Source organism: Tropicibacter oceani, from assembly GCF_029958925.1.
Classification (GTDB): Bacteria; Pseudomonadota; Alphaproteobacteria; order Rhodobacterales; family Rhodobacteraceae; genus Pacificoceanicola; species Pacificoceanicola oceani.
This window is the reverse complement of the sequence record NZ_CP124616.1, coordinates 1,514,301-1,535,390: the sequence shown is the minus strand read 5'-3', so window position 1 is coordinate 1,535,390 and position 21,090 is coordinate 1,514,301. Positions and strand designations below refer to the sequence as shown.

Here is a 21,090-nt window from a genome sequence, read left to right as displayed (position 1 = left end):
GAACACGCTATTCACGGGCCCGGCAGGGATGATCTGAATCAAGGCAAAAGCATTCCACCCGCGGCATGTATGCGCGCATCCCAAGGGATCAGGAGAACGCGCATGGACATCATCCCCCTTATCGAACGCATCGGAGAGGGCCCGACGGCAGCCCTGTTCGGAATGATCGCCGGCATCACCTTTGGCATCGCGGCGCAGCGGTCGCGGTTCTGCCTGCGGGCGGCCACGGTCGAATTCGCGCGTGGCATGATGCAGGACAAGGTCGCCGTCTGGCTGCTGACCTTTTCGACCGCCGTGGTCTGGGTACAGGGCGCGCGGATGCTGGGGTTCATCGACACGACCGAGGCCCGGATGATGGCCGTTCCGGGCAGTTGGTCCGGCGCGATCATCGGCGGGCTATTGTTCGGGGCGGGCATGGTTCTGGCGCGCGGCTGTTCGGGCCGATTGCTGGTGCTGGCCGCCACCGGAAACCTGCGATCCGTCGTGTCCGGCCTGATCTTTGCCGTCGTCGCCCAGATGAGCCTGACCGGCTGGCTTGGTCCGATCCGCGATTACCTTGCCTCGCTCTGGATCACCTCTGGCGGGCGCAACATGAACCTGCTGACGGCGCTGCACCTGCCGCAATCGACGGGGCTGGTTCTGGGCCTCTTGATCGCCCTGATCGCGCTCGAGCTTTCGCGCCGCAACAACATCGGCTGGTCACGGCTAGTCTTTGCCTCGGGCGTCGGGTTTGCCGTCGCCCTGGGCTGGGGCCTGACCTATGCGCTGGCGCAGGTCGCCTTTGAGCCGGTGCAGATCGAAAGCCTGACCTTTACCGGCCCTTCGGCCAACACGCTGATGTTCTTTCTGGATCGCAACGCCTTGCTGGAATTCGACGTCGGGCTAGTGCCGGGCGTGGTGATCGGCAGCTTTCTGTCCGCCTTCTTCGCCAAAGAACTGAAGTTCCAGGGCTTTGAAGGGTCCAGCCCGATGCGCAATGCAATGATCGGCGCGGCGATGATGGGCTTTGGCGGAATGCTGGCCGGGGGCTGTGCGATTGGCGCGGGCGTCACCGGCGGGTCGATCTTTGCGGGCACCGCCTGGCTGGCGCTGTTCTGCATGTGGATCGGCGGCATGACGATGGATCTGCTGCTGGGCGGACGGGGCGAACCGGCCCTGGTTTAACCGGTCAAGGCGCGGCGGCTAACGCTCGGTCGCGCCTTTTCCGGCCAGTATCTTGCCTCGAAACGCGGCGATCCGGGACCGCCGCGTTTCAGGCTTTTTCGCGCCGTTCAGATTGATCACATAGCTTTTCTGACGCCCCGGGGTCAGGGCGTGAAACGCCTCGGCCAGTTCGGGATCGCCGTCAAGGGCTTCGACCAACTCATCCGGCAGGTCCAGCGTGGTTTCGACTTTCGGGGGTTTCAGGCCCGCCTCGGCATAGCCCATCGCCTCGGCCAGGTAGGCGGTGATGATGGGCGCCTTGTCGGCGACCTGCGCGGCCTGCTCAAAGCGGATCATGCCGGGGTTTTGTGTGTTTGGTCCCTGCCGTTCCAGCACGCCTTGCGGGTCTTTCATCAGGGCCGCGTTGAAAAACGTCAGGCGGAAATCGCCGCGAAAGGCGCCCAGGATCGCGATGTTGCGCCCGGCATGCATGTAAACCGGGTGCCCCCACTTCGCGGTTTCCTCCAGCCCGGCATCCAGACACAGCTGGCGCAAGGCCGCCAGCCCCGCGCCCCAGACCATAGCGGAGCATGCGGGCGTGTCGAACCGGTCACAACGCCCGCAACCTTTGGTGAAAAACGCCTTCGGATCGGTGATCATGGGATTACGTCCTGATCCGCCAGCCGGTCTTGAATATCCACCAGACCACGGCCAGGCACAGCGCCGTGAACCCGGCGATGGCGAGAAGGCTCAGGCCGATGGGTACGTCCGCCGTACCAAAGAACGCCCAGCGAAAGCCCGAGATCAGGTAGACCACCGGGTTGAACAGGGTGATCGTCTGCCACACCGGCGGCAGCATCGAGATCGAATAGAACGACCCGCCAAGAAAGATCAGCGGCGTGACGATCAGCAGCGGCACCAGTTGCAGCTGTTCGAAATTGCCCGCCCAGATGCCGATGATGAACCCCATCAGGGAAAAGCTGATGCAGGTCAGGACCAGAAAGGCCACCATGGCAAAGGGGTGCATGATCGAAATGTCGACGAACAGCGACGCGGTGCCCAGGATGACGACACCAATGAACAGCGCCTTGGTCGCCGCTGCTCCCACATAGCCGATGACGATTTCCAGAAAGTTCACCGGGGCCGACAGCAGTTCGTAAATCGTGCCGATGAATTTCGGGAAATAGATGCCGAAAGAGGCGTTGGAAATGGCCTGCGTGATAACGCTGAGCATGATCAGCCCGGGCACGATAAAGGCGCCATAGCTGACGCCTTCGACCTGGTCGATCCGGCTGCCGATGGCCGCGCCGAAGACAACGAAATACAGCGAGGTCGAGATCACCGGCGAGATGAAGCTTTGCGCCAGCGTGCGGAAAAAGCGGGCCATTTCGTTGCGGTAGATGGCCTTGATGGCTCCGACGTTCATGCCGCGCCCTCCTGCTGGTCGGCGACAAGGCCGACAAAGATTTCCTCGAGCGAGCTTTGCGCAGTGGACACGTCGCGCACCACGATCCCCTGCTCGCCAAGCGCGGTCATCAGCCGGGCGATGCCGGTGCGCTGCGCCCCGGTGTCGTAGACATAGACCAGATGGCGGCCTTCATCCTCGATCGTCAGGGCAAAGCTGGACAGGGCTTCGGGAAGGGTTTCGATCGGATCGTCCAGTTCGATGCGCAGCTCTTTGCGGCCCATGCGGGCCATCAGGCTGGCCTTGTCCTCAACCAGCAGGATCTGGCCCTTGTTGATCACGCCGATGCGGTCGGCGATGGCCTCGGCCTCTTCGATGTAATGGGTGGTCAGGATGATGGTGACACCGTCGCGGCGCAGCTCTTCGACGATTTCCCACATGTCGCGGCGCAATTCGACGTCGACCCCGGCGGTGGGTTCGTCCAGGAACAGCACGCGCGGCTCGTGGCTCAGCGCCTTGGCGATCAGCACGCGCCGCTTCATGCCACCCGACAGGGCCCGCACCGGCGTGTCGCGTTTGTCCCACAGCGACAGCTTGCGCAGCACCTGTTCGATCAACGCATCATTGCGCGGCAGTCCAAAAAGCCCGCGTGAAAAGCGCACGGTGTTGAACACCTTCTCAAAGGGCTCAAGGTTGATTTCCTGCGGCACCAACCCGATCAGGCGGCGCGCGGCGCGGTAGTCGCGCACGACATCATGCCCCCCCACCTCGATCGTGCCCGAGGTCGGCTGCGTGATGCCGCAGATCGCCGAGATCAGCGTCGTCTTGCCCGCGCCGTTGGGGCCAAGCAAGGCAAGGATTTCGCCCTGCTCGATGGTCAGATCGACGCCTTTGAGCGCCTCGAAACCGCCGTCATAGATTTTCCGCGCCTCGCGGATGGATACCATGGACATGGTGTGCCTTTCCTGTTCGTCGCTCATATCTAGACTGATCGGTTCACAAAACAAAGCTGCAGAAATGCACAAGGGTCATGCATGTCGCTTTTGGGATGGTCCGGGTCTGCGCGCAGGACTAAGGCTGGGGCATGCAACCTTCATCGCTCAATCAGGCCGGCCTTGGCATTCTTTTGATTTGCCTTGGCGTTGTCGCCATTTCGATCAACGATCTTCTGATCAAGGTGCTGTCGGGTGGCTATCCGCTGCACCAGATGGTCTTTGCCCGCTCGGCCATCGGGTTGGTGTTCACCTTTGGCTTTGTCTTTTACGAAGGCGGGCTGGGCATCCTGCGCAGCAAGACCCCGTTCCTGCACATGCTGCGCGGGGGTCTGGTGGTCTTTGCCAACATGACTTTTTACGCGGCGGTGGCGGTTCTGCCGCTGGGCCAGGCGACGGCGCTGTTTTTCGTCGCGCCCCTGTTCATCACCCTGCTGTCGATCCCGATGCTGGGGGAAAAGGTCGGGCCCTTGCGGATGGGCGCGGTGATCGTCGGCTTTGCCGGCGTGGTGATCATGCAGCAGCCGTGGAAAACCGATCTGGAGGTGTCGCGCCTTGTGCTGCTGCTGCCGGTGATCGCGGCGGCGCTGTATGCGCTGATGCAGGTGATGACCCGGCGGCTGGGGGTGACAACGCGGGCCTCGGCGCTGGCGGTCTATATCCAGACGACCTTTCTGGTGGTGTCGACGGGGTTCTACCTGGTCGCCGGGGACGGCCGCTATGCGGAAGGGGTCACCAACGAAAGCCTGATTTTCCTGCTGCGCGCCTGGGTCTGGCCCGCGCCGGGCGACTGGCCGGTGTTCATCGGGCTGGGGATCTGTTCGGGCGTTGTGGGCTATTGTCTAAGCGCGGCCTACCGCATGGCCAATGCCGCCACGATTGCGCCGTTTGAATACATCGGCCTGCCGATGGCGATCTTTTGGGGCTGGCTGATCTTTGGTGAATGGCCGACCGTGTCGACATGGATCGGCTGCGCGCTGATCATCGGTGCGGGCCTGTTCGTGTTCCTGCGTGAGCAGGCCAAGGCGCGCCCGATGCCGGGACGGCGCGGGCGCTGGGGGCGGCGTTGAACCGCCCCTGCGCCCAAAAGGTCAGACCTTGCCGCGCACCGTGTCGATCATCAGCTGCACGTTTTCCGGATCGGCGTCCGGCGTGATGCCATGCCCCAGATTGAAGATATGCGGGCCCTTGGAAAACGCCTGAACCACGCGCTTTGTCTCGTCGATCAGGGCCTGGCCACCGGTGACCATATGGCTGCTGGCCAGGTTGCCCTGCACGCAGCCGTGGGGCTGGACATGCTCGGCCGCCCACTCGGGCGTCACGCTGTCGTCCAGCGCCACGCAGTCGGCGCCCGTCGCCTGATGAAAGCCGATATAATTGTCGCCCGCCTGACGCGGAAAGGCGATGATCGGCAGGCCCGGAAAGCGCGACTTGAGCTCCTGCACGATGGTGCGGGTCGGCTGCATGGCGTAGCGGTCGAAATCCTCGCCTTTCAGCGAGCCGGCCCAGCTGTCGAAAATCTTGATGACCTCGGCGCCCGCTTTCACCTGTTCGGACAGATAGTCGATGGTGGATTCGGTCAGCCGGTCGATGATCGCATCGAACACCGGACGGTTTTCCGCCTTCAGCGCATGGGCCGGGCCCTGATCCGGCGTGCCGCGCCCGGCGATCATGTAGGTTGCCACGGTCCAGGGCGCGCCTGCGAAGCCGATCAGGGTGGTTTCCTCGGGCAGCGCCTTGCGCAGGCGGCGCACGGTTTCATAGATCGGCGACAGGGTGTCGTGGATCATCTCGCCCCGGCCCAGCTTGTCGAATTCGTCCATCGTGGTGATCGTGGACAGGCGCGGGCCTTCGCCGGTGACAAACCACAGATCCGCCCCCAGCGCCTGCGGCAACAGCAGGATGTCGGCAAACAGGATCGCCGCGTCAAAGCCGTAGCGGCGGATCGGCTGCAACGTCACCTCGGTCGCCAGTTCCGGGTTGTAGCACAGCGACAGGAAATCCCCGGCTTGCGCCCGCGTGGCCTTGTATTCCGGCAGATAGCGGCCCGCCTGACGCATCATCCAGATCGGCGGTGTGGGCAGGGTTTCGCCCGCCAGGGCGCGCAGGATCGTTTTGGTCATCGGGGCCTCCTATTCTTGTCTTGGGCGGCAATATGTCAAATCAGATGCCATTGCCACCGCCCAAAGCGCCGCATAAAGATTTGCCCCATGACATATGAGCTTCCCAGCCCCGCTGCACCCTTGAAAATCGGCACCCGTGGATCGCCCCTGGCGCTTGCCCAGGCCTACGAAACACGCGCGCGCCTTGGCGCGGCCTTTGACCTGCCCGAGGCGGCATTCGAGATCGTGGTGATCAAGACGACCGGCGATGACCGTTCGATGATCCAGGCGGATCGGCCGCTCAAGGAAATCGGCAACAAGGGTCTGTTCACCAAGGAAATCGAAGAGGCCATGCTGGCGGGCGGGATCGACATCGCCGTGCATTCGATGAAGGACATGCCGACCGAGCAGCCCGACGGCCTGATGCTGGATTGCTATCTGCCGCGCGAGGATACGCGCGACGCCTTCATCAGTCCGGCCTTCAGCAGCCTGCATGATCTGCCGCAGGGCGCAGTCGTGGGCACCTCGTCCTTGCGGCGCCGCGCGCAACTGCTGGCGCGGCGGCCTGACCTGCAGGTGGTGGAATTTCGCGGCAACGTGCAGACCCGGCTGAAAAAGCTGGGCGATGGCGTGGCGACGGCGACCTTTCTGGCCATGGCCGGGCTGAACCGGATGCACATGGACGACGTTCCAAAGTCCGCGATCGAGCCCGAGGACATGCTGCCCGCCGTGGCCCAAGGCGCCATCGGGATCGAAAGGCGGGTCGATGACACGCGCGCAAGGGACATGCTGGCCGCGATCCACGACACCCCTACCGGCCAGCGTCTGGCGGCGGAACGGTCCTTTCTTGCAGCGCTGGACGGGTCGTGCGAGACACCGATTGCCGCGCTGGCGGAACTGGACGGCGACATCCTGCGGCTGCGCGGAGAGATCCTGCGCCCCGATGGGTCCGCCAGCCATGCCGACGAGATTACCGGCCGCATCGCCGACGGCCCACAACTGGGGCACGAACTGGCCAACCGGCTGCTGACCGCCGCCGGTCCCGGTTTCTTTGACTGAACACAGGCGCGGCACGGTGTAGGGCGGGGCCAAGCCCCGACCCCTCAGCCGATCTTGAGAACGATTTTCCCGATATGACCTGAGCTTTCCATGCGGGCATGGGCCTTTGCGGCGTCTACCAGCGGGAATTCGGAATCCATCACCGGGGCGATTTTCCCGGCGTCCAGCAGCGGCCAGACTTTTTCGCGCAACTGATCGGCAATCCGCGCCTTGGCCAGATCGCTTTGCGGACGCAGCGTGCTGCCGGTTATGGTCAGGCGGCGCATCATGACCTCGGCAAAGTTCAGCTCGACCTTGGGGCCGGTCAGAAAGGCGATCTGCACCAGTCGCCCGTCATTGGCCAGCGCCCGCACGTTGCGTGGCAGGTAGGACCCGCCGACCATGTCGAGGATCAGGTTCGCGCCGCCCTCGGCCCTCAGGATTTCAAGGAAATCCTCGTCGCGGTAATTGATCGCGCGTTCGGCCCCCAGATCGGTGCAGGCCTTGCATTTGTCATCCGACCCGGCGGTGGTAAAGACCCGCGCGCCGAATTCGCGCGCCAGCTGGATCGCGGTCGTGCCGATCCCGGACGATCCGCCATGAACCAGAAAACGTTCACCCGCCTGCAACCCGCCACGCATGAAGACATTGGACCAGACGGTATAGAAGGTCTCGGGCAGGCAGGCGGCCTGTTTCAGGTCCAGCCCCTGCGGCACCGGCAGGCAGTGCGCCGCAGGTGTGGCGACGTATTCGGCATAGCCGCCGCCGGGCAGCAGGGCACAGACCTGATCGCCGATCTTCAGCTCGTCAACGCCAGCACCGATGGCCACCACCTCGCCCGCGCCTTCAAGTCCCGGCAGGTCCGAGGCGGTGGGCGGCGGCGCATAGCTGCCCGCGCGTTGCAGCGCGTCGGGGCGGTTCACACCGGCATAGGCCAGCTTGATCACCACCTGCCCGTGGCCGGACTGCGGCACGGGACGCTCGCAAAGTTTCAGGACTTCGGGGCCACCGGCTTCGGTGATCTCCACGGCGCGCATTGTGTCTGTCATCTTTGTCTCCGTCATTTGACGGGCAAAGTGACCGATCCGCGCGGCGGGGGCAACAGCGCGTCAGCCGCCGCCGGGCAGGTCGCTGGCCGCGCCGTCGGGCGCCTTGATCCGTTCGGCCAGCTTGCCCGGCCCCGCCATCAGCCGCGACAGCAAGGGGTTGTCGCGCATCTGGGCCTTGGTCTTTTCAAAGCGCATCACATCTTCGATCCGGCGATCGAGAAACTCCCAGGTTGCGGTGTTTTCCGGCGATTCGTCGCCCAGCCAGTACAGCACGGTGGACGAATAGACCGCCGACAGCGTCGCGCGCTTGGTGTACCAGTTGAAATCGCGCGAGCTGTCGCCCAGCGCATTCCAGATCGCATCGGCGGTGCCCCAAATCAGCTTGGCCCCATCGACCGCATGCATCGGCAGGGCAAACAGCGCGGTTCCCCGGCGCACGACTTCGCGGTCATCGACCGCCTCGATCCGGGCGCGCACGGCAAAGGCCACCTTGTCGCGAAAGCGCATCTCGGACAGGTCCGCGGCCTCGATCCGGCGCAGCATCTCGGCATCCCCGGCCTTGTGATAGGCCACGGCCAGATCGACCGCGCCGCGCGGAAACAGGCTGCGCGCCACGACGGGATCAACGCCTGCATCCTCGATCGCGGCGGCAAAGCTGGGCTCGGACCAGCCGTCAAACGGCACATGCATCAGGATGGCGTCCAGCAGGCGGGTTTGCAGAGTGTCAGGCATCAATGCCTCCTTGATAACTTGCTTGGTCACGTTAGACCCGCACAGCGTCCGAGAAAACCGGACAAATCGCGCGCGCCCCTTTGACAAATAGGGCGAAGGCGGCTATCAGGCCACTTCCTGCAAATCCTTGCAACTCTATCTAGAAAGGTGGTGACAACCACATGCAGGTCAGTGTTCGTGATAACAACGTCGATCAGGCGCTTCGTGCCCTGAAGAAAAAGCTCCAGCGCGAAGGCGTGTTCCGCGAAATGAAGCTCAAGCAGCATTTCGAGAAACCGTCGGTCAAGAAAGCCCGTGAAAAGGCCGAGGCCATCCGCCGCGCGCGCAAGCTGGCACGTAAAAAGGCCCAGCGCGAAGGTATGCTCTAAGCACACCCCGCACGATCGACTTTATACACTGAAGTCACAAGACGACCCCCGGGGCATCCGCCTTTCGGGGGTTTGTCGTTTTCTGGGGGCAGCGCATGGCGTGATCCGGGTCCTCCGCGCCGCATCCGGCACGAAAAAGCCGACGGCGGGGCCATCGGCTGATTTCGCGAGGTCCGGGGGCGTTGGATGTCAGCTGGGCCCGATCATGAAGCAGGTGATCTGCCGGGCCTGAAGCCTGCGGCAGGCCAGATCCGCCTGATCGCGCGTCAGTCCCATGAAATTCGCATCAAAGCCGCGCTTGCCCTGGTTCACCTTGCGCAGGGCGCCGTCCAGCGTCGCGGTTTCAATCAGCGCGGTTTTCAGCATGACCTTTTCCGCCTCGAAGCGGCTGGAATAGCGGCCCACGTTGATGCCCCAGTGCCGCCCGCCGGACGTCGACAGGCGCGTGACCACCTCGGCCTTGAGCGCGGGGGTCGCCTCGGCGCGCGGCGGGTTCGACGCCAACACCACGCCCTGCGGACGCCGCGCCGGTTTGATCGAAGCCGCAGGCGCGACACTGACGGTCTTGGGTTCGGGTTTTGCCGGGGCGCTGGGGGCCACGGCGGCCACCGACTGCACCTCTTTGAGCATGTTCTCGATATCGTCCTGGACCCCGGCCACCAGCGGCGCGACATCTGCCGGCGACACAAGGCTGGGGCGAACCTGCGGGCGCAGGCTGCGCGTGACTGCCGCGCTGGCCACGCGAATCGACTTGGCCCGCGCGCCGGGCGCGGGGCTGTTGTTGTCGGCGATCAGATCGCTTGCGCCCTGCCCCTGGTATTCAGGCTTGCCCGGGGCGCGGACCCCGCCCCCCGAAGGCGACTTGCGGAATCCAAGATCAAGCAATTCGGCCACCTTGGCATTGCGCGACGCGGTCGAGCTGCCGCCAAAGACTGTGGCGATCACCCGTTCGTTGCCCCGCTGCGCCGAGGCAACAAGGTTGAAACCCGCCGCCCGGGTATAGCCGGTCTTGATCCCGTCCGCGCCCTGATAGCTGCTGAGCAGGCGGCGGTTGGTATGGCTGACCGTGCCCACCCCGGCATCGGCGGTGATGCGCGAGAACAGGTTATAATACTGCGGGTAGTCGTAGATCACGTGACGGCCCAGAATGGTCATGTCGCGTGCGGTCGACAGGTGCCCGTTTTCCGTCAGGCCGTGGGCGTTCTTGAAGCTGGTGCGGGTCATCCCCATCGCCTTGGCCGTGCGGTTCATGCGCCGGGCAAAAGCGGCTTCGGAGCCGGAGATCGCCTCGCCGATGGCGGTGGCGGCGTCGTTGGCCGATTTGACAGCGGCGGCGCGCACCAGGTAGCGCAGCTTGATTTTCTGACCTTCGCGCAGGCCCAGCTTGGAGGGCGGTTCGGACGCTGCATTGCGCGATACGGTGACAAGGGTGTCCATTGTCAGCTCGCCGTTTTCGACCGCCTCAAAGGCGATATACAGCGTCATCATCTTGGTCAAAGAGGCGGGGTGCAGGCGCGTGTCAGCGTTGTCCGTATGCAGGACCTTGCCGGTTCGTGCGTCCATCACCATCGCCGCATAGGGTGCGGCCATGGCGCTGAGCGGCACCAAAAGCATGAGCCAAATCAACGTGATGATATACAGGCCAATACGGCCTGTGTGCTGCCTGCGACGTCCCGTCTGCATGTTCCGCCTATTTACTGCCTCTGGCCCCCGATTTTTCGGTGAGCTCGTTTTTTGGTTACCCAAATGCTAGCACAGGCCCTGCGTCAAGAAAACCCTGCAATGCCTTGATATTCAGAGATTTTCGTTAACGCGCCTTGGCATATCTTGGGGGTGACACCCGCCGCGGACCCTATACAGGCGATTGTGGTCGGAATGTGGCGAAATGTGGCAGGAATAAGGCAGCGTTTGGGGCCCCGGATCAGCCGATCCGCGCGACCAGATCCGCAAGACCCGACAGGTCGTGAAGGGCGCGATACCGCGGCGCTTCGGGCGGTTCGGCATGTTCGAGATCCCAGGCCAGATCATGGGGCACAAAGACGCCCCAACCGCCGGCTTCGATGGCGGGAATCACGTCGGATTTCATCGAATTGCCCACCATCATCGCCGCCCCGGCCCCGCCGGGCGCAGCCCCGAAGATGCGCGCATAGGTCGCCGCCTGCTTGTCCGACACGATCTCGACCCCGTCGAACAGATCGCCCAGCCCCGATTGCGCCAGCTTGCGTTCCTGGTGCAGCAGGTCGCCCTTGGTGATCAACAAGACGTGGTACTGACCGGCCACCGCCTCGACCGCCTGGCGCGCATGGGGCAACAGTTCCATCGGATGATCCAGCATTTCGCGCCCCGCCAGAAGCAGTTTCGAGATGACCTCGGCGGGCACCCGCCCTTCGGTCACCTCGATGGCGGTTTCGATCATCGACAGGGTAAAGCCCTTTACCCCGAATCCATAGTGTCCGATGTTGCGCCGTTCCGCAGCCAGCAGCCGGGCATCCAGGTGATCACGCGGCGCATGGTCGGCCAGCAATTCCGCGAATCGCTGCTGGGTCAGGTGAAAGAAACGTTCGTTGTGCCAAAGGGTATCGTCCGCATCAAAGCCGATTGTCTGCAATTTCTGCGCCATTCTGCCCCCTACTGGCCGCCCCCCCTTTTCCCGGACGACTTACAGGTTATATACACCCCCCTGATGATGGAACGCAAAAGCGTGGCAGACGTAATGATGCAGGCCCAGTTTTCGAGGACCTCTGGCATGGCCTCCGACAGCGACCAGCCCGGCGACGGGCAGGGCGATCTTGGCGTTGTGCTGCAGACCAGACCCAAGACAAAGCGCCCACCGTTGTACAAGGTGCTGCTGCTGAACGACGACTATACCCCGATGGAATTCGTGGTGCATGTACTGGAACGGTTCTTTGGCATGACCCATGCCCAGGCCTTCGAGGTGATGCTGACGGTCCACAAGAAAGGCGTCGCCGTGGTCGGCGTCTTTTCCCACGAAATTGCCGAAACAAAGGTAAGCCAGGTCATGGATTTCGCCCGTCGCCACCAGCACCCGCTGCAATGCACCATGGAAAAGGAATAGGGCGCGGCCCGTTTCGTCATGAACGCCGAACGCCTCCGTTTCGCCATTGATAAGGGCGGATTGACCCTGCCCTCCGAGGGCCGCATCGCCTTGATGGGCGCGCTGGCCGAAGACGGGCTTCCGATCAAAGCCGAGCGCTGCGAGATCATCCAGACCTTCCGCCCCGAAGTCGACGCCTGGCAGTCGCAGGGCGCCGCGCTGGCAACGGCGCTGAACGGTCCCTATGCCGCCGTCATCGTCACCCTGCCGCGCGCCCGTGACCTGGCCGAAACCTGGATCGCCCGCGCCGAGGAAGCCGCCGCCCCCGGAGGCTTGGTGGTGGTCAATGGCGCCAAGACCGATGGGATCGAATCCATTGCCAAGGCCCTCAAGGGCAAGGTCGCGGTGCAGGGTCAGGTGTCAAAGGCGCATGGAAAATGCCTGTGGTTCACCGCCGGCGCGGCGCTGGCCGACTGGGCCCGCCCGGCCATGGCCCGCAACGCCAGCGGCGACATGACCGCGCCCGGCGTGTTCTCCGCCGACGGCCCGGACCCGGCCTCGCAGGCGCTGGCCGAGGTCCTGCCCGACACCCTGAAAGGCGTCGTCGCCGACCTGGGCGCCGGATGGGGCTGGCTGTCGCGCGAGATCCTCAAACGCCCCGCGGTCAAACACCTGCACCTGGTCGAGGCCGAGCAGACCGCGCTGGACTGCGCCCGCCTGAACGTCAGCGACCCGCGCGCCGAGTTTCATTGGGCCGACGCAACCCGCTGGGCGCCGCAGCGCGGCCTGGATGTTGTCGTGATGAACCCGCCGTTTCACGTCGGCCGCAAGGCTGACCCCAAGCTGGGGCAGGCCTTTGTCGCCGCCGCCGCACGGATCCTGGCCCCGCACGGCCAGCTTTGGATGGTCGCCAACCGCCACCTGCCCTACGAGGTGGCCCTGGCCCATCTGTTCCGCGAACATTCCGAAATCGCGGGCAATTCGAAATTCAAGATTCTGCACGCCGCGCGGCCGACGCGCCAGCGGCGATAGGGATCGGATATTCCCGCTGCTTTGCACCTGACAAAAGGGCCTTTCCCATGAGTTTCAGCATCGAAGGCAAGACCGCCATCGTGACCGGGGCCGCAAATGGCGTCGGACTGGCCATCGCGCGGCATTTCGTCGACAAGGGTGCCAATGTGGTCTTTGCCGACATGGACGAAACCCGCCTGGTCAAGGAATGCGGCGAGGTCTGCGAAGACGGCAACATGCGGTATTTCGCCGGCGACCTGCGCGAACGCCTGACCCTGGCCAACCTGCTGTCGGCCACGCTGGACGCCTTTGACCGCGTCGACATCCTGGTCAACGGCTCGCGCCAGATGCTGCATTCGGACCCCCTGGACCTGGATGATGGTTCGATGGACCAGATGCTGTCCCAGAACCTGATGACGGCGCTGCGGCTCAGCCAGATTGTGGCCAAGCGGATGATCAAGCAGGCCGAAGGCCAGACCGAAGGTCAGGTTGGCGCCATCGTCAACCTGTCGTCGATCGCCGGGCAGCGTGTGCATCCCGACCTGCTGGGCTATTCGGTGTCCTGCGCGGCCCTGGACCAGATGACCCGGGGCCTGGCCGTGGCGCTGGCGCCCCAGCGCATCCGGGTCAACGGGCTGGCCTTCGGGTCGGTCATGTCCGCCAGCCTCAAGGACACGCTGAAGGAACACTCGGAATTTCGCACCGAGATCGAGGCCCACACCCCCCTGGGCCGCATCGCCGCACCGGGCGAGTTGACCGAAGCGGTTCAATTCCTTGCCAGCGAGGCGGCCGGCTTTGTCACCGGGCAGATCATGACAATCGATGGCGGGCGCACCCTGCTGGACCCGGTGGCCGCCCCCGCCCACTGACCCGCGGCACCACATCTCACCAACACTGGAGGGCACCGATGTCCAACGCCATGGAAACCGAAAAACAACAGGCCAGCGCGTGGTTCCGCCAGTTGCGCGACGAAATCGTCGCCGCCTTCGAAGGGCTTGAGGACAGCCACGCCAGCGGCCCCTTCGCCAGCGCCGACGCGGGCCGCTTTGAGGTCACGCAAACCAAACGCCAGTCCGATGATGGCAGCGACGCCGGCGGCGGATTGATGAGCGTGATGCGCGGCGGGCGGGTGTTCGAAAAGGTCGGGGTCAATGTCTCGACCGTCTACGGTACCCTGGGCGAGGCCGCGCAAAAGGCCATGGCCGCCCGCGGCGTTCCCGGCATCGCCGAAAACCCGCAGTTCTGGGCCAGCGGCATCAGCCTCGTGGCGCATATGCAAAACCCGCATTGCCCCGCCGTGCACATGAACACCCGGATGTTCTGGACGCCCGGCGCATGGTGGTTCGGCGGCGGCTCTGACCTCAACCCCTGCATCGAATACGACGAGGACACCGCGCATTTCCACGCCGCGCAAAAAACCCATCTCGACCCGCACGGCGATGACCTCTACCCTAGGCTCAAGGCGTGGGCCGACGAATATTTCTACATCCCGCACCGCAACCGTGCCCGCGGCGTCGGCGGCATCTTCATGGATGACCGCAACAGCGGCGACTGGGCCGCCGATTTCGCCCTGACCCGGGACATCGGCCGCGCCTTCCTGCCCGCCTTCCTGCCGCTGGTGGAAAAGCGCCGCGTCCAGGACTTCTCCGAGGCCGACAAGGACACGCAATTGGTCCACCGCGGCCTTTATGCCGAATATAACCTTGTCTACGACCGGGGCACCAAGTTCGGCCTCGCCACCGGCCACGACGCCAACGCCGTGCTGATGAGCCTGCCGCCCCTGGCCAAATGGGTCTGAAGACCCCTTGCGCTTCTTCTTGGTGAAAATACTCCGGGGAGTGTGAGGGGCTGGCCCCTCACACCGACGCCTGAACCGCGCGCCACACCCCTGGGGCCAATCCGTCCAGCGTCCAGTCCCCCACCGACCAACGCACCAGACGCAAGCAAGGCAGGCCGACATGGGCCGTCATCCGGCGCACCTGGCGGTTGCGTCCTTCCGTGATGGTCAGGCGCAGCCAAGCATCCGGCACCGATTTGCGGAACCGCACGGGCGGGTCACGCTCCCAAAGCGCGGGCTCGGAGATCAATTCGGCCTTGGCGGGGCGGGTCAAACCGTCTTTCAGCGTCACGCCCCCGCGCAGCGCCTCCAGTTGCGCCTGCTCTGGCTGGCCTTCGACCTGCACCAGGTAGGTCTTGGGTCGCTTGAATTTGGGGCTGGAAATCCGGGCCTGCAGGCGGCCATCGTCGGTCAGCACCATCAACCCTTCGCTGTCGCGGTCCAGCCGCCCGGCGGGATAGACGCCGGGAAGGTCGATATAGGCCGACAAGGTCGGGCGCGGGCTGGCCTCGGTGCCCTTGTCGGTGAATTGCGACAGCACCCCGTAGGGTTTGTTGAACAGGATCACCTGCGCCATCTCAGCGCTTTCCTTCGAAAAAATCGCGCAGCAGCGCGGCACAGCGGTCTTCGGACAGCCCGTCATAAACTTCGGGCCTGTGATGGCACTGCGGATGCGCATAGACCCGCGCCCCATGCGCCACCCCGCCCGATTTGGGATCCTGCGCGCCATAATACAGGCGGCGGATCCGGGCAAAGGAAATGGCCGCGGCGCACATCGGGCAAGGCTCCAGCGTGACGTAAAGATCGTGATCGGGCAGGCGTTCCACCCCCAGCGCCGCGCAGGCTGCGCGGATCGCCAGAATCTCGGCATGGGCGGTGGGATCGTTGCATTCGCGCGTGCGGTTGCCCGCCTCGGCGACCACCGCGCCCGACGGCGACACCACGACGGCGCCAACCGGCACCTCGCCGCGCTCGGCGGCGGCACGGGCCTGCGCCAGGGCGCGATCCATATGGCTGGTGAACGTCATGGCCCCTCATACAAGTCTGCGCATCAAACCCCAAGGGGGATCGAACGAGCGCTTTGACAGCCCCGCGATTTGCGGTAGAGGGGCGGCATGGCTCAGAACCCTTCCTCCCCCCCGCCCGGCGACCGGATCGCCAAGGTCATCGCCCGCGCCGGCATTGCATCGCGCCGCGAAGTGGAACGCATGATCGAAGCGGGCCGGATCGAGGTCAACGGCAAGGTCATCGACCGCGCCGCCCTGAACGTCACCGACAAGGACAGGATCGTCGTCGACGGCAAACCGCTGGACGCCCCCGAGGAACCCAAGCTGTGGCTGTATCACAAGCCCACCGGCCTTGTGACCACCAACAAGGACGAACAGGGCCGCCCGACGATCTATGACGACCTGCCCGAGGACATGCCCCGCGTGATGAGCGTCGGACGGCTTGACCTGAACTCCGAAGGGCTGTTGCTGCTGACCAACGACGGCGCCCTCAAGCGCAAGATGGAACTGCCCTCGACCGGCTGGCTGCGCCGCTACCGCGTGCGCGTCAACGGCCGCCCGACCGACGCCACGCTGGAACCGCTGCGCAAGGGCATCGAGGTGGACGGGCAGAAATTCCAGCCGATGATCGTCAGCATCGACCGCCAGCAAGGGGCCAATGCCTGGCTGACCGTCGGCCTGCGAGAAGGCAAGAACCGCGAAATCCGCCGCGCCATGATCGACATCGGGTTGACCGTGAACCGGCTGATCCGGGTTTCTTATGGCCCCTTCCAGCTGGGCCAGCTGAAACCGGGCGAAGTCGAGCCCGTGCGCCGCAAGATACTGCGCGACCAGCTGGGGCTCGAGATGGACACGCCCAACACCGGCACCGCCAAGGCCAAGCCCAAGGTGCAGCGCAACCGCGCCCCCAAACGTGGCAAACCCTGACCGCCCGGCTTAGGATTGCCTTAACTATTCTTTGAATCTCCCGAGCCTTGCCCCCTTTTTGCCCGGTTTCGCGACCAGCTTGGAAGCATGATGATCACGCTTCTGACACTCGCGATTCTTGTTGGCTCCTTGCTGATGGCCCTGGGTGGCCTGCGCATGGTCCTTCAGGACACCTATGCCACCCTCAGTGCGGCTGCGATGCGGGCCCATAAGTCCGGCGAACTGATCCCGCGCGCCTCGTTTGCGATGTTGTGGCTGCTGATCTTTGCGCTTTGCTACATGTAACGGACTGGCGACATGAAACACCGACTGCAAGCACTGGCACAAATGGGCAAGACGTCGTTCGACCCTGGTTTGAACGTTCTGTTGCTTGCTGCCTTTCCTCTTGTCTTGTGGCTGTTTCAGGATTCGGCCGTCAGCATCGTCATCGCCGTGATCGAAATGGCCCTGCTGGCCACCGCCCTGCGCCTGATCGCCACCGGTCAGAAAGAGCAACGTGACTATGACGCCGCCGCGGTCGCAATAAAACCGCGCCTGCCGCGCAAAACCCTGGGCAGCCTGCTGATTGGCGTCATGGTCTTGATCCTGGCGGGAATGCACTTCGACTCGCTGCTGCTGCCGCTGCTGCTGGGCCTCATCGCCTTTGGCCTGGGGGTGATGGCCTTTGGGCTGGACCCGATGCAGGACAAGGGTCTGGACGACCCCGACGTTCTGGCCCGGCTTGAGGCCGCGGATTACGTGGACCTGGTGGAGGAAATCCTGATCGAGCTGTCCGAACGCGTGGCCGTGCTGGGCGATACCGAACTGACCCTGCGCACCGATGCCGCGCGCAACATGGCCACCCGGATCACCCGGGCGCTGTCTTCGGACCTTCGCGTTCTGGCGCGCCTGCGCAAGCCGATCAGCAAGTTCATCGAGATTTTCGGTAACGAAGTGGACCGCCTCGAGGCGTCGCGCAATGCACTCGATTTTGCCTTTGCCCGCCGCCGCTATCTGGCGAAAATCCAGGTTCTGGCCGAAAGCTTCGAAGACCGCGCCCGCCGCGGCGGCGTGAAATCCGGGCGCGATGTCTTTGACATGGAGGCTGATATGCTTCTGGGCCGGATGCCGCGAGAAAGCGCCGCCTGACAAAGGCTTTGTCCAGTTCCCCCTAGCAAGTGCAGCATTTTGCCCTTAAGTTTTGGGCAAAGTCGAAGTGCCTTGGGGGTTCCATGTCCACAACAGCCTTGCAAAAAGTGACCTATGTCCTTTTGATCGTACTCCTTTTCGGGGTCGTCACCGGCTGGCTTGGGGGCGTCTGACATGGCACAGCGTTTTGGCGGAAAATACAGCCCCGATGGCAGCACGACCACCGCCGAGGATCGCCCCGAAACCCCCGCCTACAAGGGGGCCAAGGTCGATCCGGTCGGCGCGCGGTCGAACGTTCTGTTTGTCCCGCCGATCGTTCTGGCGGCGATGTCGCTGAACGATGGCGCCACCGGGCTGGCCATCGGATTGATCGGCGCGGGCACCTTGTTGCTGGGCGCTTGGTTGCTGCGCGACGGGCTGCGGGCGCAGGCCGCCTTTGACGAACGCCGCGTGGCGCGCCGCCCCGGCATTCCGCGCAAGATTTTCGCCGCCGCGCTTTGCGCCGTGGGGGCCGGGATCGCCGTCTACAAGAACGAACCGGGCCTGTTCGCCCCCGTGATCTTTGGCGCCGCCGCTGGCGCGCTGCATATCGGCGCCTTTGGCATCGACCCACTGAAGGACAAGGGCATGGAAGGTGTCGACACCTTTCAGCAGGACCGCGTCGCGCGGGTCGTGGACGAGGCCGAAAAGCACCTGACCGCCATGAGTGACGCCATCAAGCGCGCCGGCGACCGGCAGGTCGAGGCGCGGGTTGAACGGTTTCAGATCAAGGTGCGCGAATTGACCCGCACGGTCGAAGAAGATCCGCGTGATCTGTCCGCCGCGCGCAAGTTCCTGGGCGTCTACCTGATGGGCGCCAAGGATGCGGCGATCAAGTTTGCCGACATCTATGCGCGCACCCAGGACCGCAGCGCAAAGTCGGACTTCATGATGCTGCTGACCGATCTGGAAGAAACCTTTGGCAAGAAAACGCAAAAGCTCTTGCTGGACAACAACGCCGACCTGACCGTCGAAATAGATGTGCTGCGCGACCGCTTGCAGCGCGAAGGTGTGCATCTCGATCCGAGATGAGTGAAGTATAAAAACGGGGGACCCCATGTCCGAAAACGTACGTCAAAAAGCCCAGGCCGCATTGGCCGAAGTCGAAGAAGTCAACGCCATCATCCTGCCCGAACCGGCAGCCGCAAATGCCATCGTGCCGCTGGCCGAGGCCCCGGCCGAAGTGGGCGAGGAAATCCGCACACGGATGGACGAAATCGACATGGGCGACACCCAGTCGATCGTGTCCTTCGGCTCGGCCGCGCAGGCGGAATTGCAGGAAATCTCTCAGGCGATGCTGACCGACGTGCGCAACAAGGACGTCGGCCCGGCGGGCGATTCCTTGCGCGGGATCGTCACCACGATCCGCGGCTTCAGCGTGTCGGAACTGGACGTGCGCCGCGAACGCAGCTGGTGGGAAAAGCTGATCGGCCGCGCCGCGCCCTTCGCCAAGTTCACCGCCCGTTTCGAAGAAGTGCAAAGCCAGATCGACCGCGTGACGGACAACCTGCTGGAGCACGAGCACAAGCTGCTGAAAGACATCAAGTCGCTGGACCTGCTCTATGAAAAGACCCTGCAGTTCTATGACGAGCTGGCGCTTTACATCGCCGCCGGCGAGGAAAAGCTGAAAGAGCTGGACAGCAAGGACATCCCCGCCGCCGAAGCCGCGGTGCAGGCCGCGCCCGAGGGCGACCAGATGATCAAGGCGCAGGAACTGCGCGACCTGCGCGCCGCGCGCGACGATCTGGAACGCCGGGTGCATGACCTGAAACTGACCCGCCAGGTGACGATGCAGTCGCTGCCCTCGATCCGTCTGGTTCAGGAAAACGACAAGTCGCTGGTGACCAAGATCAACTCGACCCTCGTGAACACCGTGCCGCTGTGGGAAACCCAGCTGGCGCAGGCCGTCACCATCCAGCGCAGCGCCGAAGCCGCCGCCGCCGTGCGCGACGCCAACGACCTGACGAACGAGCTGCTGACCTCGAACGCCAAGAACCTGCGCGACAGCAACAAGATGATCCGCGAAGAAATGGAACGCGGCGTCTTTGACATCGAGGCAGTCAAGCAGGCCAATGCCGATCTGATCGGCACCATCCAGGAAAGCCTGCAGATCGCCGACGAAGGCAAGAAGCGCCGCGCCGAGGCAGAGGCCGAGCTGAAAAAGATGGAAGCGGAACTGCGCGACACCCTGGCCAGCGCCAAGGCGCGCAAGACCGGGACCGGCGACAACGCCGCGACCTCGGTTCCGGCCAGCTGATGATGCGACGGGGCAGCAAAGCGGTGGCCCTGGCTGCCGGCCTTGCCATCATGGGTCTTGCGGCCTGTGACAGCACGGCGCTTGCCCCGCGCACAACCGAAGTCACGCCGCAGGTCCGCCCTGCCGCCGTGGTCAAACCTGCGGCCCCGGCGCCGGAACCCGGCCCCTCGGCGGCCAGCCTGGACCTGCAGCGTTATTACGCGCGCATCCAGAAAGATCTGTTGGTGCGCGGGCTTTTGCGCACCGATGGCGGCGGGCCGGACACGCAGTTCACCGACACCATGCTGGCGCGCAATTTCGAGCGCATCGCCCTGGCCGAAGAATACGAACGCGGCGCGGGCCTGACCCCGTCGCGCGGCGATCTGGGCGCCATCAAGAAATGGACCAAGCCGATCCGCATCTCGGTCGAATTCGGCCCGCGCGTCCCCAGAGACCAGATCGCCGAGGACCGCGCCTGGCTGGCCGAATACGCCGCCAAGCTGGGCCGGATCACAGGCCACCCGATTTCCATGGGCACAAGCGGCGCGAATTTCCACGTGCTGTTCATGTCCGAGGATGACAAGGACCGGATCAAGCCGCGCATTCAGCAGCTGGTGCCGGACGTCAACCTTGCCTCGCTGGACCTGTTCGACAACCTGCCCCGCTCGATCCACTGCCTTGTGATCGCCTTTTCCGAAACCCAGGGCGGCTATGAATACGGCGAAGCCATCGCGGTGATCCGGTCGGAACACCCCGACCTGCTGCGCCGGTCCTGCATCCACGAAGAAGTGGCGCAGGGGTTGGGGCTGGGTAACGACGATCCGCGCGCGCGGCCGTCGATCTTCAACGACGACGACGAATTCGCGCTTTTGACCGTACATGACGAGATGCTGCTGAAAATCCTCTATGACCCGCGCCTGCGCCCCGGAATGAGCGCAGACGAGGCCCGTCCGATTGTCGTCGAAAGGGCGGCAGAGCTGGCAGGCGCCGGGTCAAGCTGACAAAACCAAGGAGATTACTG

24 protein-coding genes are annotated in these 21,090 nt (G+C 64.2%); 14 read left to right on the top strand and 10 right to left on the bottom strand.

Features of this window, described 5'->3' with window-relative positions; all coding sequences use genetic code 11:
* The first annotated feature begins 102 nt into the window (after positions 1-102).
* Positions 103-1,164, top strand: a complete 1,062-nt coding sequence (locus QF118_RS07360) for a YeeE/YedE family protein (RefSeq protein WP_282301979.1) — start codon at positions 103-105, stop codon at positions 1,162-1,164.
* Between the two features lie 18 nt (positions 1,165-1,182).
* Here the strand turns inward: QF118_RS07360 and QF118_RS07355 are convergent, their stop codons facing one another.
* Genes QF118_RS07355 through QF118_RS07345 form a run of 3 tightly spaced genes read right to left on the bottom strand, consistent with a single transcriptional unit; the run spans position 1,183 to position 3,501 of the window.
* Positions 1,183-1,803 carry a YdeI/OmpD-associated family protein gene (locus QF118_RS07355; RefSeq protein ID WP_282301978.1) on the bottom strand — a complete coding sequence of 207 codons (621 nt, stop codon included), beginning with the start codon at positions 1,801-1,803 and terminating at the stop codon, positions 1,183-1,185.
* A gap of 4 nt (positions 1,804-1,807) precedes the next feature.
* Positions 1,808-2,569: an ABC transporter permease gene (locus tag QF118_RS07350; RefSeq protein WP_282301977.1), complete on the bottom strand. Its 762-nt coding sequence runs from the start codon at positions 2,567-2,569 to the stop codon at positions 1,808-1,810.
* Complete coding sequence (locus tag QF118_RS07345) at positions 2,566-3,501, bottom strand: ABC transporter ATP-binding protein (protein WP_282301976.1); 936 nt, start codon at positions 3,499-3,501, stop codon at positions 2,566-2,568. The genes QF118_RS07350 and QF118_RS07345 overlap by 4 nt, the downstream gene beginning before the upstream one ends.
* Before the next feature lie 131 nt (positions 3,502-3,632).
* On the opposite strand from QF118_RS07345, the gene QF118_RS07340 reads away from it, so the two are divergent.
* Complete coding sequence (locus tag QF118_RS07340) at positions 3,633-4,610, top strand: DMT family transporter (protein ID WP_282301975.1); 978 nt, start codon at positions 3,633-3,635, stop codon at positions 4,608-4,610.
* Between the two features lie 21 nt (positions 4,611-4,631).
* Here the strand turns inward: QF118_RS07340 and hemE are convergent, their stop codons facing one another.
* Complete coding sequence (hemE, locus tag QF118_RS07335) at positions 4,632-5,663, bottom strand: uroporphyrinogen decarboxylase (protein ID WP_282301974.1); 1,032 nt, start codon at positions 5,661-5,663, stop codon at positions 4,632-4,634.
* Between the two features lie 87 nt (positions 5,664-5,750).
* Here hemE and hemC point away from each other — a divergent pair, with 87 nt between their 5' ends.
* Entirely contained in the window at positions 5,751-6,701 is a 951-nt protein-coding gene (gene hemC / locus QF118_RS07330) for a hydroxymethylbilane synthase (protein ID WP_282301973.1), read from the top strand.
* Between the two features lie 44 nt (positions 6,702-6,745).
* Here hemC and QF118_RS07325 read toward each other — a convergent pair whose 3' ends face one another.
* Both QF118_RS07325 and QF118_RS07320 read right to left on the bottom strand, forming a co-directional pair.
* Positions 6,746-7,729 carry an NAD(P)H-quinone oxidoreductase gene (locus tag QF118_RS07325; protein WP_282301972.1) on the bottom strand — a complete coding sequence of 328 codons (984 nt, stop codon included), beginning with the start codon at positions 7,727-7,729 and terminating at the stop codon, positions 6,746-6,748.
* A gap of 60 nt (positions 7,730-7,789) precedes the next feature.
* The gene (locus tag QF118_RS07320; protein WP_282301971.1) at positions 7,790-8,461 is read right to left on the bottom strand and encodes a COQ9 family protein; all 672 of its coding nucleotides are present in this window, start codon (positions 8,459-8,461) and stop codon (positions 7,790-7,792) included.
* 161 nt (positions 8,462-8,622) lie between these two features.
* On the opposite strand from QF118_RS07320, the gene rpsU reads away from it, so the two are divergent.
* On the top strand, positions 8,623-8,829 hold the full coding sequence (gene rpsU / locus QF118_RS07315) for a 30S ribosomal protein S21 (RefSeq protein ID WP_066602373.1): 207 nt from the start codon (positions 8,623-8,625) through the stop codon (positions 8,827-8,829).
* Positions 8,830-9,018: 189 nt separating this feature from the next.
* On the opposite strand, the gene QF118_RS07310 is transcribed toward rpsU, so the two are convergent.
* The gene (locus QF118_RS07310; RefSeq protein WP_282301970.1) at positions 9,019-10,443 is read right to left on the bottom strand and encodes a D-alanyl-D-alanine carboxypeptidase family protein; all 1,425 of its coding nucleotides are present in this window, start codon (positions 10,441-10,443) and stop codon (positions 9,019-9,021) included.
* Positions 10,444-10,750: 307 nt separating this feature from the next.
* Positions 10,751-11,449: an HAD family hydrolase gene (locus QF118_RS07305; RefSeq protein WP_282301969.1), complete on the bottom strand. Its 699-nt coding sequence runs from the start codon at positions 11,447-11,449 to the stop codon at positions 10,751-10,753.
* A gap of 126 nt (positions 11,450-11,575) precedes the next feature.
* On the opposite strand from QF118_RS07305, the gene clpS reads away from it, so the two are divergent.
* The 4 genes from clpS to hemF are packed head-to-tail and all read left to right on the top strand — an operon-like array spanning position 11,576 to position 14,693.
* Positions 11,576-11,905 (top strand): ATP-dependent Clp protease adapter ClpS, encoded by a 330-nt coding sequence (gene clpS, locus QF118_RS07300; protein WP_282302426.1) that lies wholly within the window; start codon positions 11,576-11,578, stop codon positions 11,903-11,905.
* Between the two features lie 18 nt (positions 11,906-11,923).
* The gene (locus QF118_RS07295) at positions 11,924-12,916 is read left to right on the top strand and encodes a class I SAM-dependent methyltransferase (protein WP_282301968.1); all 993 of its coding nucleotides are present in this window, start codon (positions 11,924-11,926) and stop codon (positions 12,914-12,916) included.
* A 47-nt stretch (positions 12,917-12,963) separates the two neighbouring features.
* The gene (locus tag QF118_RS07290; RefSeq protein ID WP_282301967.1) at positions 12,964-13,764 is read left to right on the top strand and encodes an SDR family NAD(P)-dependent oxidoreductase; all 801 of its coding nucleotides are present in this window, start codon (positions 12,964-12,966) and stop codon (positions 13,762-13,764) included.
* A 38-nt stretch (positions 13,765-13,802) separates the two neighbouring features.
* The gene (gene hemF / locus QF118_RS07285) at positions 13,803-14,693 is read left to right on the top strand and encodes an oxygen-dependent coproporphyrinogen oxidase (RefSeq protein WP_282301966.1); all 891 of its coding nucleotides are present in this window, start codon (positions 13,803-13,805) and stop codon (positions 14,691-14,693) included.
* 58 nt (positions 14,694-14,751) lie between these two features.
* Here hemF and QF118_RS07280 read toward each other — a convergent pair whose 3' ends face one another.
* Positions 14,752-15,309 (bottom strand): rRNA large subunit pseudouridine synthase E, encoded by a 558-nt coding sequence (locus QF118_RS07280; RefSeq protein ID WP_282301965.1) that lies wholly within the window; start codon positions 15,307-15,309, stop codon positions 14,752-14,754.
* A 1-nt stretch (position 15,310) separates the two neighbouring features.
* The gene (locus QF118_RS07275; protein ID WP_282301964.1) at positions 15,311-15,760 is read right to left on the bottom strand and encodes a nucleoside deaminase; all 450 of its coding nucleotides are present in this window, start codon (positions 15,758-15,760) and stop codon (positions 15,311-15,313) included.
* A gap of 87 nt (positions 15,761-15,847) precedes the next feature.
* On the opposite strand from QF118_RS07275, the gene QF118_RS07270 reads away from it, so the two are divergent.
* The 6 genes from QF118_RS07270 (at position 15,848) to QF118_RS07245 (ending at position 21,070) form a co-directional block, all read left to right on the top strand.
* On the top strand, positions 15,848-16,666 hold the full coding sequence (locus QF118_RS07270; protein WP_282301963.1) for a pseudouridine synthase: 819 nt from the start codon (positions 15,848-15,850) through the stop codon (positions 16,664-16,666).
* A gap of 87 nt (positions 16,667-16,753) precedes the next feature.
* Positions 16,754-16,951 carry a hypothetical protein gene (locus QF118_RS07265; protein WP_282301962.1) on the top strand — a complete coding sequence of 66 codons (198 nt, stop codon included), beginning with the start codon at positions 16,754-16,756 and terminating at the stop codon, positions 16,949-16,951.
* A gap of 12 nt (positions 16,952-16,963) precedes the next feature.
* Entirely contained in the window at positions 16,964-17,794 is an 831-nt protein-coding gene (locus QF118_RS07260) for a hypothetical protein (RefSeq protein WP_282301961.1), read from the top strand.
* Between the two features lie 174 nt (positions 17,795-17,968).
* Positions 17,969-18,865, top strand: coding sequence for a 5-bromo-4-chloroindolyl phosphate hydrolysis family protein (locus QF118_RS07255; protein ID WP_282301960.1), 897 nt, complete (start codon positions 17,969-17,971; stop codon positions 18,863-18,865).
* A gap of 25 nt (positions 18,866-18,890) precedes the next feature.
* Positions 18,891-20,090 (top strand): toxic anion resistance protein, encoded by a 1,200-nt coding sequence (locus QF118_RS07250; RefSeq protein WP_282301959.1) that lies wholly within the window; start codon positions 18,891-18,893, stop codon positions 20,088-20,090.
* Positions 20,091-20,092: 2 nt separating this feature from the next.
* Positions 20,093-21,070, top strand: coding sequence for a DUF2927 domain-containing protein (locus QF118_RS07245; RefSeq protein WP_282302425.1), 978 nt, complete (start codon positions 20,093-20,095; stop codon positions 21,068-21,070).
* Positions 21,071-21,090: the final 20 nt, after the last annotated feature.